Consider the following 13985-nt stretch of genomic DNA (forward strand, 5'->3'; position numbering starts at 1 on the left):
GGATCGGAAGGCTACCGTCGGCGCCGTGACTGCCCCGGTTGCGCTGGAGTACGAGGTCGTCGACGTGTTCGCCCCGCGGGCGTTCGCCGGGAACCCGCTGGCGGTGGTCTTCGCCGCCGACGAGCTCACGACGCAGCAGTGCCAGGCCCTGGCGAACGAGTTCCAGCTCTCGGAGACGTCGTTCCTGTGCGCCCCCACGGAGCCCGGCGCCGACTACCGGGTGCGGATCTTCACGCCCTACGCCGAGCTGCCCTTCGCGGGCCATCCGAGCGTCGGCGCGGCGCACACCCTGGTCCGCACCGGGCGGCTGCCGGCGGGGACGCTGCGCCAGGAGTGCGGTGCCGGGGTGCTCGACGTGGTGGTCGACGACGGCGGCGCGACCCTCTCCGGTGGCCGGCCGACGCTCCAGGACGGACCCGCGCCGGCTGTGCTGGCCGCTGCGCTCGGGCTGGACGAGGCCGACGTCACCGGGGTTCCCTCGGACGTCGCCGGCTGCGGCCTGCCCTTCGGCTACCTGTCCGTGTGCCCCGACGCCGTCGACCGGGCCGACCCCGACCGGGCCGCGCTCGCCGGGCTCGACGTCGGTGAGGGCGTGTCGGTGCTCTCCTGGGACGGCGCGACCGCGACCGCCCGCGCGCGCGTCTTCGCCCGCGACCTGAACTGGGGCGAGGACCCGGCCACCGGCTCCGCCGCGCTGGGCGCGGGGGTGTGGCTGGTCGAGAGCGGTCTGGTGGCCGGGGAGGGGACGACGTCGTTCACCGTGCGGCAGGGCGAGCGGATGGGGCGCCCGTCGGTCCTCGGGTGCACCGTCACCGCGGCCGGCGGGCGGGCGGTCGCGACCACCGTGCGCGGTGCCGTCGTCCCGGTGGCGAGCGGCCGTATCCGGGTGCCGTCCTGGTGAAGGGCCCTCCTGCGCCCCGCCACTCGCCCGCTCGCGGTGGGGCGCTGCAGGAAGGCCACGCGTCCTCCGCCTGGGCGCTGCACCGACCCGGGAGCCGGGACGTGGGCCTGCTCTCCCTCGCGGTCGTGGGGGTCTCGCTGTCGGCGCCGCTGACCGCGATGGTCACCGCGCCGATGCTGGCGCTGGCGTTCTGGCGCAACGCAGCGGGCGCGGCCGCGCTCGTGCCCGTGCTGCTCACCCGCGAGCGGGCCACGCTGGCCGGCCTGCGGGCGCGTGACCTGCGCAGCTCGGTGGTCGCGGGGCTCTTCCTCGCGGCGCACTTCGCCGCGTGGCTGCCGAGCCTGTCGATGACGACGGTGGCCGCCTCGGTCGCGCTGGTCACCACCACGCCGATCTGGACGGCGCTCGCGGCCCGGATCTCGGGGGTGCGGCTGCCGGCCGCGGTCTGGTGGGGGCTGCTCCTCGCGTTCGCCGGCGTCGTGCTGATCGTGGGCGTGGACGTCACGGTGAGCGCCGAGGCGCTCGCGGGCGATGCGCTGGCCCTGCTCGGGGCGATCTGCGCCGGCGGGTACGTCCTGGCCGGGGCGCGCGCCCGGCGGCGGCTGGCGACCTCGGCCTACGCCGTCGTCTGCTACTCCGTGTGCGCCGTGGTGATCGCGGTCGCCGCGCTGGTCGTCGACGCACCGCTGGGCGGGTTCGAGGCCCGGGACTGGTGGCTGATCGCGGGCATCACCGTCTCCGCGCAGCTGTTCGGGCACACGCTGCTCAACCTGGTGCTCTCGTCGGTGGGCCCGACCGTGGTGAGCCTCGCCGTCCTGCTCGAGGTGCCCGGCGCGCTGCTGTTCGCGCTCGTCCTCCTCGGCCAGGTGCCGCCGCTGCTGGCGCTGCCCGGGGTCGTACTGGTGGTGGCCGGGGTGGCGCTGGTGGTGCGGGCCGGACGTCCGGCGACCCTGGTCGAGCCCGCCACCTGAGCAAGGACCCCCAGAAGGACCTCGGTCCCCCCGCCACTCGCAGGCTCGCGGCTGGACCCGGCACCGAGGCCTCCCGACCACTCGCAGGCTCGTGGCGGGCCCCTGCGACGGGGCCGACGGCCGATGATCAACGCGGCAGCGCGGGCGTGCGACGCCGTCGCTACCCTCCGGTAGCCGAACTTTCCGACCCACACGCGGAGGCACCGTGGCCGAGCTCCGATCCCGTCGTTCCAACCTGGCCGTCCCGGGCAGCAACCCCCGGTTCCTGGAGAAGGCCAAGGGCCTCCCCGCCGACCAGGTGTTCCTCGACCTGGAGGACGCGTGCGCGCCGCTGGCCAAGCCCGGCGCCCGCAAGAACATCGTCGCGGCGCTGAACGAGGGCGGCTGGGGCGACAAGATCCGCACCGTCCGGGTCAACGACTGGACGACGGAGTGGACCTACCGCGACGTCATCGAGGTCGTCGAGGGCGCCGGCGCGAACCTCGACTGCATCATGCTGCCGAAGGTCGTCGACGCCGCCCAGGTGCGCGCGCTGGACATCCTGCTCACCCAGATCGAGAAGACCAACGGGCTGCCCGTCGGGCGCATCGGCATCGAGGCGCAGATCGAGACGGCGCAGGGCCTGATCAACGTCAACGACATCGCGTTCGCCAGCGAGCGCATCGAGACGATCATCTTCGGCCCGGCCGACTTCATGGCCAGCATCAACATGAAGTCGCTGGTGGTCGGCGCCCTGCACCCGGACTACCCGGGTGACCCCTTCCACTACATCCTCATGCAGATCCTCATGGCCGCCCGCGCCCGTGGCGTGCAGGCCATCGACGGCCCGTTCCTGCAGGTGCGCGACGTGCCGGCGTTCGAGGAGGTCGCGAAGCGGTCGGCCGTCCTCGGCTTCGACGGCAAGTGGGTGCTGCACCCCGGCCAGATCGACGCCGCCAACGAGATCTACGCGCCGTCGCAGGAGGACTACGACCACGCCGAGCTGATCCTCGATGCCTACGACTGGTACACGTCGGAGGCCGGCGGCAAGAAGGGCTCGGCGATGCTCGGCGACGAGATGATCGACGAGGCCAGCCGCAAGATGGCGCTGGTCATCGCCGGCAAGGGCCGCGCCGCGGGCATGTCCCGGACGTCGTCCTTCACGCCCCCCGAGGACTGAGACGCCACGACGCGGCGGCTCCGGAGCGGTCCGGGGCCGCCGTTCGTCGTTCTCGCTACCTCCGCCAGAACAGGTGGTGGGTCACGCCGCTCGGGCTCGGCACGACGTCGCGGTGGAAGCGGTCGAGTAGCTCGTCCGGCGACTCCCACAGCCGGACGCCGGAGCCGAGCTGCACCGGCGAGACGGCCACGTGCAGGGTGTCGACGAGGTCGGCGGCGAGGAACTCCCGGATGACGGTGGCGCCGCCACCGAGCCGCACGTCCTTGCCCTGGGCGGCCGCACGCGCCTGCGCGAGCACCGTCCCGGGGTCGGCGTCCACGAAGTGGAACGTGGTGTCCGAGAGCGTGAACGAGGGACGGACGTGGTGGGTCATCACGAACACGGGCGTGTGGAACGGCGGTTCGGCGCCCCACCAGCCCTGCCAGTCGAGGTCGCGCCACGGCCCGCGGTGCGGGCTGAACTTGTTGCGGCCCATGATCTCCGCGCCGATGCCGTGGGCAAAGTCGCGGGTGAAGTAGTCGTCGAGCCCGCGGCTGCCCCCGGGTTCGGAGCGGTTCGGGAAGCTCGCCGTGGCGAGGGCCCAGGCCATCAGCTCGCCGGGGTCGGCGTGGCCGAACGGCCGCTCGAGGCTCTGCCCCTCGCCGGCGCCGAAGCCGTCGCTGGAGACCGTGAAGTTCTGCACCCTGAGCAGTTGAGCCACCGTTGCCCCTCTCGTCGTCGGTGGAGGGGGGACCGCTGGAGCGCCCGGAACTCATCGCCGCCAACGGCGAGCGGCGATCAGGGGCCGAAGCCGGTGCTGGTCAGCGCCGCGAACGCGACGATCCAGAGCACGATCATGAGCACGAAGAAGCCGGTGACCAGGCCGCCGACGATGATCCCGGCCAGCGCCAGGCCGGCACCCTCCTCGCCGGTCTCGCGGATCTGCCGGCGGGCGATGATGCCGAGCACCAGCCCGACGGGCGCGAAGACGAACGCCATGACCAGGGCGAGGATCGCCAGGGTGTTCGTCGGCCGGCCCCACTGCGGCGGGCCGTATCCCGGCGGGGGGCCGTAGCCGGGCGGACCGTAGGGCTCCCCGTAGCCGGGGGGCGGGCCGTATCCCGGCGGGGGGCCGTAGCCGCCCTGCGGCGGGTCGTCACGGTAGGTCACCGCCGCACGCTAGCCCGCCTCGGTCTCCTCCGGCTCGACCACCGCGCCCTCGCCCGGCATCCCCCGCTCCCGGCTCCGCGGCGCTCCGCCGCGCGGCCACTCCCGGAAGCGGGTGAACGCGATCGGGAGCCCGTGGGCGACGGTCAGGTCGGCGCTGTCCATGGCCTGCAGGTGCAGGTGCGGCTGGGTCGAGTTGCCGGAGTTGCCGCACCCGGCCAGGTGCTGTCCGGGGTGGACCGCATCACCCACCGAGACGCGGAGCGAACCGGATCGCAGGTGGGCCAGCGCGACGAACCGGCCGGGCGCCGGCAGCGCGATGACGACGTGGTTGCCCGCCACGGCGGGAACCCCCTGGCGCAGCCGCCCGGCCTGGCCCAGCGCGTAGCCGAGCAGGGCGAGCTGGGAGCGGCGCGCCCCGTGGTCGGGCTCGCCGTCGTGCACGTGGACGACGACGCCACCGGCCGGGGCGAGGACCGGCCGGTGGAAACCCACGAAGCGCTCCGGCGGTTCGACGGCCAGGAGCGTGCGCCAGTCGCGGGTAGCGGCCGTCCGGTGCCGGTCGTCGACGGGGACGAAGTCGACGGCGTACCGCTCGCCGAGCACGTCCACGCCGTGGGACGGCACCCGCCGCGCCGGGCTGTTCTGCGTCAGCCAGCGGCCGCGGAACGGCAGGGCGAGCTCCACCTCGGGCGGTCCGCCCACCGGCGCCGATGCCTCGCGCATGCCGCCGAGCCTAGGGGCCGGGGCGGGTCGCGCGCGCCGGTCCGCCGCGCGCGGGAGTGACCGAGCGCACGCAGAGCCCGGGGACCGGGTGCCCCATACTCACCGGTAACCCGGACACCGGAGTCCCCGAGGAGCGAACCTGTGACCCGCTTGGCCCAGACCGCTGATCTGACCGACATCCAGCGCGAGATCCTGTCGACGGTCAGGAGCTTCGTCGACCGCGAGATCATCCCGAACGCGCAGGAGCTCGAGCACGGCGACGTCTACCCGCAGGAGATCGTCGACGGGCTCAAGGAGCTGGGCATCTTCGGGCTGATGATCCCCGAGGAGTACGGCGGCCTCGGCGAGTCGCTGCTCACCTACGCGCTGGTGGTCGAGGAGATCGCCCGCGGCTGGATGAGCGTCTCCGGCGTCATCAACACCCACTTCATCGTGGCGTACATGCTCAAGCAGCACGGCACGCAGGAGCAGAAGGAGTACTACCTGCCCCGCATGGCCACCGGCGAGGTGCGCGGCGCCTTCTCGATGTCCGAGCCGGGGCTGGGCTCCGACGTCGCCGGCATCCGCACCAAGGCCGTGAAGCAGGCCGACGGCGGCTACGTCATCGACGGCCAGAAGATGTGGCTGACCAACGGCGGCAGCTCCACCCTGGTCGCGGCGCTGGTGCGCACCGACGAGGGCGCCGAGAAGGCCCACCAGAACCTGACGACGTTCCTGGTCGAGAAGCCGGCCGGGTTCGGCGAGGTCAAGCCCGGGCTCACCATCCCCGGCAAGATCGACAAGATGGGCTACAAGGGTGTCGACACCACCGAGCTGGTGTTCGACGGCTACCGGGCGGAGGCCACCGACATCCTCGGCGGCGAGCCGGGCCGTGGCTTCGCCCAGATGATGGACGGCGTCGAGGTCGGCCGGGTCAACGTCGCCGCCCGCGCCTGCGGCATCTCGATCCGGGCCTTCGAGCTCGCCGTCGCCTACGCCCAGCAGCGGGAGACCTTCGGCAAGCCGATCGCGCAGCACCAGGCGATCGCCTTCCAGCTGGCCGAGATGGCCACCAAGGTCGAGGCCGCGCACCTGATGATGGTCAACGCCGCCCGCCTCAAGGACGCCGGCAAGCGCAACGACGTCGAGGCCGGCATGGCCAAGCTGATCGCCAGCGAGTACTGCGCCGAGGTCACCACGCAGTCCTTCCGCATCCACGGCGGCTACGGCTACTCCAAGGAGTACGAGATCGAGCGCCTCATGCGGGAGGCGCCGTTCCTGCTCATCGGCGAGGGCACCAGCGAGATCCAGAAGACGATCATCAGCCGCGGTCTGCTCAAGGAGTACAAGCTCAAGGGCTGAGAACCCGTTGAACGCCTGAGGCCCAGAACCACTTCGGTTCTGGGCCTCTCGCGTTCACTCCTGCGTGCGCGTGTATGCAGGAGCCATGCGTGCAGCGGGAGTGACCGAGTTCGGCGGGCCGGAGGTCCTGCACATCGTCGAGGTGGAGCCGGAGCCCCTGGGTCCGGGCCAGGTGCGGCTGCGGGTCGAGGCGGCCGCGGTGAGCCCGACCGACACCCACGCCCGCAGCGGCGCCTACGCCGGGCGCGACCCGGTGAAGAACCCGCCGTGGGTGCCGGGGATGGACGTCGCCGGCGTCGTCACCGAACTCGGCGAGGGCGTCGACCACCTGTCCGTGGGTGACCTGGCGATGGGGATCGTCGTGCCCTTCGGGCCCTACGGCGCCTACCGCGAGGACAAGGTGCTGCCGGGCGGCTCCGTCGTCCGCGCGCCGGCCGGGGCGACCGCCGTGGAGGCGTCGACCCTGCCCATGAACGGGCTCACCGCCCGGCTCGCCCTGGACCTCATGGCGCTGCAGCCGGGTCAGGTGCTCGCGGTGACCGGCGCGGCGGGCGCCTTCGGCGGCTACGTGGTGCAGCTGGCGAAGGCCGACGGGCTGACCGTGGTGGCCGACGCCTCCGAGGCCGACGAGGAGCTGGTACGGGGGCTGGGCGCCGACGTCGTCGTCCGGCGCGGGGACGACGTCGCCGACCGAATCCGCGAACACTTCCCCGAGGGCGTCGACGGGCTGGCCGACGGATCGGTGCAGGACGAGCAGGTGCTGCCCGCCGTCCGCGACGGGGGGGCGGTGGCCACGGTGCGCGGCTACCGCGGCAACGGCGAGCGCGGCCTGCGCTTTTTCCCGACCATGGTGCGGAAGGTCGCCGAGGACCGGGCGGCGCTGGACCGGCTCCGCCAGCAGGTCGAGGAGGGTGCGGTGACCCTTCGGGTGGCCCGCACGTTCCCCGCCGAGCAGGCGGCCGAGGCGCACCGGGTGCTGGAGGCGGGGGGCGTGCGCGGACGGCTCGTGCTCACCTTCTGAGGCGGCGGGCCCGGTTGAGCGCCGGCCGGGGCGGGCACCTGCGGCGGGACGACCGACGACGGACGGAGATCCCCGCATGACCTTCTCGATCGTGGCCCGCTGCCCGCACACCGGTGAGTTGGGAGTCGGTGCCCTCACCGCGCTCATGGGTGTCGGCAAGCTCGTGGGGCACGCCTCGCCGGGCGTCGGCGCCGCCGCGTCGCAGGCGTCGATGAACCCCTACCTCGCCATCGACGGGCTGCGGCTGATGGCCGAGGGGCTGGAGGCGCCGGCCGCGCTGGACGAGGTGCTCCGCCGGGATCCCGGCCGCGACGTGCGGCAGTGCGGCTTCGTCGACCGCAACGGTTGCACCGCCGCGTGGACCGGGGAGCGCACCCTCGGCTGGTCAGGGCACATCGAGGACGACGCGGTGGTCGTCTCGGGCAACCGGCTGGTCGGCCGGCACACGCTCGAGGCCGCCCTCGAGGCGTTCCACGCCCACCGCGACCGCGAGCTCGCCGAGCGCCTGGTGCTCGCCGTGGAGGCCGGCGAGTCCACCGGTGCCGACATGGAGGGCGCCCGCTCCGGGCACGTGCTCGTGCTGGGGTCGGAGGCCTACCCCCTCTGGGACATCCGCGTCGACTCGGACAAGGACCCGGCGCTGCGGCTGCGCGAGCTGTTCGAGGAGTACCGCACCGACTTCCTGCCCGAGGTGCAGCGGCTGCCCACCCGCCGCGACCCGGTGGGCGCGGCCACCCGCGACCTGCTGGAGGCCTGACCGGGGAGCGCCGCCCGGGCGGGGAACCTGCGGGCGGGGGTTTTCCACAGCCGGCGTTGGACCGGTTCGCCGCCGTCCGCCTACGGTCCCGGCGTGCGCGTCCAGGTCAGCGTCGGGCAGACCGACGGCACGCTGCTCGACGTCGCCGTCGACGTGGACGACGACCTGCCGGTCGGCCGCCTGGCCGCGGAGCTGGGCCGGGTCGCCGGCCTGCCCGCCGCGGGGCTGTGGCTCGCCGGCGGCCGGCTCGACGACGAGCAGCCGGTGGGGGAGAGCGACCTCGTCGACGGCGCCGTCGTCCACCTGACCGCGCCCGCGGCCGCGCCGGCCGGCCCGCGTGGCTGGCAGCTGCGGGTACGCAGCGGCCCGTGCAGCGGGCTGGCCGCCGCGCTGCCGATGGGCGAGCACGAGCTCGGCCGCAGCGGTCCGTTCGGCTTCACCGACCGCGCGATGTCCCGCCGGCATGCGGTGCTGCGGATCGGCGCGGACGGCGCGACGCTGCGCGACCTCGGCTCGGCCAACGGCACCACGATCGAGGGCGCGCCGGTGCCCGAGGACGACGACGTGGCGCTGGCCCCCGGTCAGCTCGTGCAGCTCGGTGACACCCAGCTGGTCGTCGAGCCGGCCCCCGTCGCCGACGCCGCCGTCGAGCCGGCCGGCCCGGGGGCGCGTGCCTTCGTCCGTGCCCCCCGGCTGCTCCCCTCGGCACCCGAGGTGCGCATCCAGCTGCCGCAGGAGCCGGCGACGCGGGAGCCCCGCCGGTTCCCGCTGGTGATGGTCCTCGTGCCGCTGCTCGTCGGCGTCGTGCTGGCGGTCGTCCTGCGCTCGCCGCTGTACCTGGTGTTCGCCGTCGCCGGCCCGGTGGTGATGATCGGCAACACCGTGGCCGACCGCCGGCAGGGCGCCCGTGAGGAGCGCCGGGCGCACGAGGAGCACGCCCGGGAGCTCGCCCGCGCCCGGGCGCGGATCGACCGCGCCGTGGCCGAGGAGACCGCCCGCCGGCGCGACGCGCACCCGGACCCGGCGACCGCGCTGCTCACCGCCGTCCTGCCCGACCGCCGGCTGTGGGAGCGGCGCCGCACCGACCCCGACGCCCTCGACCTGCGGCTGGGCGCGGCCGACCTGCCCGCCCGCGTGGTGGTCACCGACCGGTCGGGGCGCGACGAGCCGCCGCAGCAGCGCACCGTGCACGCCGCGCCCGTCGTGGTGCCGCTCCGCGAGGCCGGTGTCGTCGGCCTGGCCGGCCCGGCCGCCCCGCTGGCCGGCCTGCTGCGGTGGGTGGTGCTGCAGCTGGCGGTCACCCACCCGCCGCGCGACCTGGCGCTCACGCTGCTCACCGCGCGCAGCCAGGCGGACTGGAGCTGGGTGCGCTGGCTGCCGCACGCCCGGCCGGCCGACGGCGAGGGCCCGGTTGCGTTCGTCGGGAACGACACCGAGACGGTGGCCGCCCGGGTCGCGGAGCTGGCGGCGCTCGTCCGCACGCGCCGCTCGGCGACGGCCGGCGGCGGGCGCGTGATCCCGGAGTTCTTCCCGGCACACGTGCTCGTCGTCCACGGGTTCCGGTCGCTGCGTGCCACCCCCGGGCTGGCCCAGCTGCTGCAGGACGGCCCCGCGGTCGGGGTGTACGCCGTCTGCGCCGACGAGGAGGAGCGCTTCCTGCCGGAGGCGGCCACGGCGACCGCCGTCCTCGACCCGGGCGAGGAGGCGCGGTTGGTCGTCCGGCGCAGCGGCCGCGACCCGGTGCCGGGCGTGCTCGCCGAGCCGGTGCCCGCGGAGCTGGCCGAACGCGCGGCCCGGGCGCTTGCCCCGTTGCGCGACGTGAGCCCGGAGGAGGACGACGCCGTCCTGCCCGACAGCGTGCGGCTGCTCGACCTGCTCGGGCTCGAGCCGCCCACCGTCGACGGCGTGCGTGCCCGCTGGCAGCTGGCGGGCCGGAGCACGCGGGTGGTGGCCGGCGCGGGTCTGCACGGGCCGTTCACCCTCGACCTGCGCACCGACGGCCCGCACGGGCTGGTCGCCGGGACCACCGGCGCGGGGAAGTCGGAGCTGCTGCAGACGATGATCGCGTCCCTGGCGGTGGCCAACCGCCCGGACACGCTCAACCTCGTGCTGGTCGACTACAAGGGCGGCAGCGCGTTCAAGGACTGCGTGCACCTGCCGCACACCGTCGGCATGGTCACCGACCTCGACGCCCACCTCGTCGAACGGGCGCTCACCTCGCTCGGCGCGGAGCTCAGGTACCGCGAGCACCGGCTGGCTGCGGCCGGCGTCAAGGACATCGAGGACTACGTCGAACTGCAGGCCCGCGACCCCGGCTCGCCGCCGCTGCCCCGGCTGCTCATCGTCATCGACGAGTTCGCCTCGCTGGCGCGGGAGCTGCCCGACTTCGTGGCGGGGCTGGTGAGCATCGCCCAGCGCGGGCGGTCGCTGGGCATCCACCTGCTGCTGGCCACCCAGCGGCCCAGCGGCGTCGTCTCGCCGGAGATCCGGGCGAACACCGACCTGCGCATCTCGCTGCGCGTCACCGACGCGGCCGACAGCAGCGACGTGCTCGAGGCCCCCGACGCCGCGCGCATCGCCCGGTCCGCCCCCGGCCGCGGGTTCGCGCGGCTCGGGCACGGCGCGCTGGTGCCCTTCCAGGCGGGCCGCATCGGGGGCCGGCGTCCCGGCCAGGGCGCCGTGGCCGCGGCGGCGCCGTTCGCCGTCCCCCTCGGCTGGCACCAGCTGGGGTACGCGCCACCGCGGCGGCCGGCGACGGCGAGCCGGGCCTCCGACGCCGAGGTCACCGACCTGTCGGTGCTCGTCGACGCCGTCCGCGGCGCGGCGCAGGCCGAGGGCGTGCCCGCGCAGCGCAGCCCGTGGCTGCCGGCGCTGCCCGCACGGGTGCTGGTCGCCGACCTGGCGGACCCGGTGGACGGCCGGGCGACCTGGCTGCCCTACGGGCTGCAGGACCTCCCCGCGACCCAGGAGCGGCGGGTGGCCGCCTTCGACCCCGCGGTCGACGGGCACCTGCTGGTGGTCGGCTCGCCGAAGAGCGGCCGGTCGCAGCTGCTGCGCACCCTGGCCGGGGCCGCCGGCGCGCGCTGCTCGACCGCCGACGTGCACCTGTACGCCCTCGACTGCGGCAACGGGGCGCTGCTGCCGCTGGCCGACCTGCCGCACTGCGGCGCGGTGGTTACCCGCACCCAGACCGAGCGCGCCACCCGGCTGCTCGACCGGCTCGCCCGCGAGCTGGAGCGCCGCCAGCAGGTGCTGGCCGAGGGCGGCTTCGCCGACGTGAGCGAGCAGCGCCGATCGGTGCCGCCGGGGGAGCGGCTGTCGCACGTCCTGCTCCTGCTCGACCGCTGGGAGGGGTTCACGCCGACGCTCGGCGAGGTCGACGGCGGCCGGCTCTCCGACGTGCTGACGACCCTCCTCCGGGAGGGGGCCTCCGCCGGGATCTCGGTGGTGGTCACCGGCGACCGGTCGCTGGGCACCGGCCGGCTGTCGTCGCTCACCGACAGCCGGCTGGTGCTGCGGCTCGCGGACCGGGGCGACTACCCGCTGGTCGGCGTGCCCGGCCGGCAGGTGCCCGGGGAGCTGCCGCCCGGGCGGGCGGTCACCGTCGAGGGGGCGATCGAGACGCAGGTCGCGCTGCTCGCCCCCGACGAGTCGGGGCAGGGGCAGGCGGCGGCGCTCGCCGAGATCGCGAAGGCGGCGCACGTGCGCGACGCGATGGTGCCGCGGGCGGCCCGCCCCTTCCGGGTCGACGCGCTGCCCGCGCGCCTGGGCTTCGCGGCCGCCTGGGAGCTGCGCCCGGCCGGCGCCGGCGCGGGGTTCGCCCTGGTCGGCGTCGGTGGCGACGAGCTGGCCGCCGCCGGCCCCGACCTGGTCCAGCGGGGGCCCGCGTTCGTCGTCGCCGGGCCGGCGCGCTCGGGCCGGAGCACGGTGCTGGCCGTCATGGCCGAGTCGCTGCTGCGGCAGGGCACGTCGGTCGTCGTGTGCGCGCCGAAGGTCTCACCGCTGCGGGCCCTGGCCGGCCGGCCCGGCGTGCTGGACGTCGTGCTGGACCCGGCGGCCCCGGCGGAGCGCTGGCAGGAACTGCTCCGCTCCGTACCCGGCCGGCCGTTGATCCTGCTGCTGGACGACGGCGAGGTGCTGCGGGACTGCCCGGCGGGGGAGGTGTTCCGCGAGGTCGTGCGCGGCGCCGTCCCCGGCTGCGGCCTGGTGCTGGCCGGGAACGCCGACGGCATCTGCACCGGCCTGTCGGGCTGGCAGGTGGAGGCGCGGAAGGCGAGGCAGGGCGTGCTGCTGTCGCCGCAGGGGAGCACGGACGGCGACTTGATCGGCGTGCGCCTCCCGCGCGGTGCCGTGGGCGGGCCGCTCCGGCCGGGTCGCGCGCTGCTCCACCTGGGCGACGGCGAGCTGCGGACCGTCGCCGTCCCGGCTCCTCCGGCCGCGCCCTGACCCGACCGCGACGGCGGCCCGGGGACGACGACGGCCGCCTCGCGCGGGGCGGGGCGGCCGTCGTCGTGCGGTGGGCTGATCAGCGGCCGAGCGCACCGGCCAGCTGGGCGTCGGCGTCGCGGAAGGTGGCGGCGGCCTGGGTCAGGTACTGGGCCATGCCGTCGAGGCCTGCGACCATGTTCCGGGCGCCGGTGGTGAACTCGTCGTAGGAGGCGGAGAAGCTGCGGCTGGAGGCGTCGGTGACGTAGCCCTCGGCTACGAGCTGGTCGACGAGCCCCTTCAGCTGGCCGAGCATGCCGTCGATCTCGACCCGCCCGTTGGTGAGCCGGCCGGCCGCGTCTTCCATCTGCTGGTAGGTGACGTTGACGTTCGCCATGGTGAGTCCAATCGGGAGGTCCGGGTGCTCCGGGCACCGGAGGATGCGGATACGCGGCGGAACGTAACAACGGATGCCGGTCGGCCGGGCCGCTCCGCGGGAACCTGTGGACAACCCGCGCGGGGAGCCTGCCGGACTCGCGCCGGAGACCGATGCCCTGTTTGCTGGCGGGCGTCGGACCTGCGGAGGGAGCTCGGAAATGGTGCACAGGCTCGTGGTCAGCTACGGACAGCCGGAGGATCCGGCCGCCTTCGACGCGTACTACCGGGAGACGCACACGCCCCTGGCGCTGCGGCAGCCCGGCCTGGTGCGGCTGACCTACGGCACGCCGGTGTCGCTGGACCCGGCGCAGCCCGCGCCCTACCTGATCGCCGAGCTCGACTTCGACTCCGAGGAGGCGATGGGGCAGGCCATGGCCTCGCCCGAGGGGCGGGCGGCCGGCAAGGACCTCGCCAACTTCGCCACCGGCGGCGCCACCTTCGTGCACTTCGACGTGCAGCAGGCGAGCTGAGCCGGTGAACGGTGCACAGGCGCTCATCCGGACGCTGGTGAGCGCGGGCGTCGACGTCTGCTTCGCCAACCCCGGGACGTCGGAGATGCACTTCGTCGCCGCGCTGGACGACGTGCCGGAGATGCGCGGTGTGCTGACGCTCTTCGAGGGCGTGGCCACCGGCGCGGCCGACGGCTGGGCGCGGATGACCGGCCGGCCCGCCGCGACGCTGCTGCACCTGGGGCCGGGCATGGGCAACGGGCTGGCCAACCTGCACAACGCCCGCCGGGGCACGGCGCCGATGCTCAACGTCGTCGGCGACCACGCCCGTTCGCACAAGCGCCTCGACGCCCCGCTGGAGTCGGACATCGACGCCGTCGCCGGGACCTTCTCGGCCTGGCTGCGCCGGTCGCTGTCACCGGCCGACGTCGCCGCCGACGCCGCCGAGGCGGTGGCCGCCGTCGCCACCGGTGGCATCGCGACGCTCATCCTCCCGGCCGACGTCTCCTGGGAGGAGGGCGCCGCCGTCGCGGAGCCGCTCCCGGGGGGGGGGGGGCCGCCGCCCGCCCCCGCCCCCGTCGAGGTGGTGGCCACGGGCGGGCGGTCGGCCGCGCCCGGGGGGGTGCTGGTCTCTGGCGTGGTGTTTAAAAA

General features: G+C 75.2%; 13 protein-coding genes. 9 read left to right on the forward strand and 4 right to left on the reverse strand.

Translation table 11 applies throughout. From position 1 onward, the window contains the following. The first annotated feature begins 25 nt into the window (after nt 1-25). The 3 genes from ACI799_RS19790 (at nt 26) to ACI799_RS19800 (ending at nt 3031) form a co-directional block, all read left to right on the forward strand. Nucleotides 26-901, forward strand: coding sequence for a PhzF family phenazine biosynthesis protein (locus ACI799_RS19790; protein WP_456587337.1), 876 nt, complete (start codon nt 26-28; stop codon nt 899-901). A 101-nt stretch (nt 902-1002) separates the two neighbouring features. Beyond that, nucleotides 1003-1872, forward strand: a complete 870-nt coding sequence (locus tag ACI799_RS19795) for a DMT family transporter (RefSeq protein ID WP_456599686.1) — start codon at nt 1003-1005, stop codon at nt 1870-1872. A gap of 205 nt (nt 1873-2077) precedes the next feature. Then, a complete protein-coding gene (locus ACI799_RS19800) occupies nt 2078-3031 on the forward strand; it encodes an HpcH/HpaI aldolase/citrate lyase family protein (RefSeq protein ID WP_456587339.1) in 954 nt (317 codons plus the stop codon). A gap of 55 nt (nt 3032-3086) precedes the next feature. On the opposite strand, the gene ACI799_RS19805 is transcribed toward ACI799_RS19800, so the two are convergent. From ACI799_RS19805 to ACI799_RS19815, 3 genes are all read right to left on the reverse strand, one after another. Then, nucleotides 3087-3731: a dihydrofolate reductase family protein gene (locus ACI799_RS19805; RefSeq protein ID WP_456587340.1), complete on the reverse strand. Its 645-nt coding sequence runs from the start codon at nt 3729-3731 to the stop codon at nt 3087-3089. A gap of 77 nt (nt 3732-3808) precedes the next feature. Next, nucleotides 3809-4180, reverse strand: coding sequence for a DUF4190 domain-containing protein (locus ACI799_RS19810; protein ID WP_456613759.1), 372 nt, complete (start codon nt 4178-4180; stop codon nt 3809-3811). Between the two features lie 9 nt (nt 4181-4189). Continuing rightward, nucleotides 4190-4903, reverse strand: coding sequence for a M23 family metallopeptidase (locus ACI799_RS19815; RefSeq protein ID WP_456613760.1), 714 nt, complete (start codon nt 4901-4903; stop codon nt 4190-4192). Between the two features lie 141 nt (nt 4904-5044). Here ACI799_RS19815 and ACI799_RS19820 point away from each other — a divergent pair, with 141 nt between their 5' ends. The 4 genes from ACI799_RS19820 (at nt 5045) to ACI799_RS19835 (ending at nt 12468) form a co-directional block, all read left to right on the forward strand. Further along, nucleotides 5045-6244 (forward strand): acyl-CoA dehydrogenase family protein, encoded by a 1200-nt coding sequence (locus ACI799_RS19820; protein WP_456587343.1) that lies wholly within the window; start codon nt 5045-5047, stop codon nt 6242-6244. A gap of 85 nt (nt 6245-6329) precedes the next feature. Then, nucleotides 6330-7265, forward strand: a complete 936-nt coding sequence (locus ACI799_RS19825; RefSeq protein WP_456587344.1) for a quinone oxidoreductase family protein — start codon at nt 6330-6332, stop codon at nt 7263-7265. Nucleotides 7266-7341: 76 nt separating this feature from the next. Further along, the gene (locus ACI799_RS19830; RefSeq protein WP_456613761.1) at nt 7342-8022 is read left to right on the forward strand and encodes a DUF1028 domain-containing protein; all 681 of its coding nucleotides are present in this window, start codon (nt 7342-7344) and stop codon (nt 8020-8022) included. A gap of 93 nt (nt 8023-8115) precedes the next feature. Beyond that, on the forward strand, nt 8116-12468 hold the full coding sequence (locus tag ACI799_RS19835) for an FtsK/SpoIIIE domain-containing protein (protein ID WP_456613762.1): 4353 nt from the start codon (nt 8116-8118) through the stop codon (nt 12466-12468). Nucleotides 12469-12547: 79 nt separating this feature from the next. Here ACI799_RS19835 and ACI799_RS19840 read toward each other — a convergent pair whose 3' ends face one another. Further along, nucleotides 12548-12844, reverse strand: coding sequence for a WXG100 family type VII secretion target (locus ACI799_RS19840; protein WP_456613763.1), 297 nt, complete (start codon nt 12842-12844; stop codon nt 12548-12550). Between the two features lie 199 nt (nt 12845-13043). Between ACI799_RS19840 and ACI799_RS19845 the strand changes: the two genes are divergently transcribed. Together ACI799_RS19845 and ACI799_RS19850 are read left to right on the forward strand one after the other, a co-directional pair. Further along, a complete protein-coding gene (locus tag ACI799_RS19845; RefSeq protein WP_456613764.1) occupies nt 13044-13355 on the forward strand; it encodes an EthD family reductase in 312 nt (103 codons plus the stop codon). Nucleotides 13356-13359: 4 nt separating this feature from the next. Further along, nucleotides 13360-13985: thiamine pyrophosphate-binding protein (locus ACI799_RS19850; protein ID WP_456613765.1), on the forward strand; the 626-nt coding region annotated here is incomplete at its 3' end.

The sequence above is a fragment of the Blastococcus sp. SYSU DS0753 genome, from assembly GCF_054051175.1.

What these genes read in the sequence shown, in the direction of transcription:
- ACI799_RS19815 (WP_456613760.1), bottom strand. Translation starts at nt 4,903, where the DNA reads ATGCGCGAGGCATCGGCGCCGGTGGGCGGACCGCCCGAGGTGGAGCTC.
- ACI799_RS19825 (WP_456587344.1), top strand. Translation starts at nt 6,330, where the DNA reads ATGCGTGCAGCGGGAGTGACCGAGTTCGGCGGGCCGGAGGTCCTGCAC.
- ACI799_RS19830 (WP_456613761.1), top strand. Translation starts at nt 7,342, where the DNA reads ATGACCTTCTCGATCGTGGCCCGCTGCCCGCACACCGGTGAGTTGGGA.
- ACI799_RS19840 (WP_456613763.1), bottom strand. Translation starts at nt 12,844, where the DNA reads ATGGCGAACGTCAACGTCACCTACCAGCAGATGGAAGACGCGGCCGGC.
- ACI799_RS19845 (WP_456613764.1), top strand. Translation starts at nt 13,044, where the DNA reads ATGGTGCACAGGCTCGTGGTCAGCTACGGACAGCCGGAGGATCCGGCC.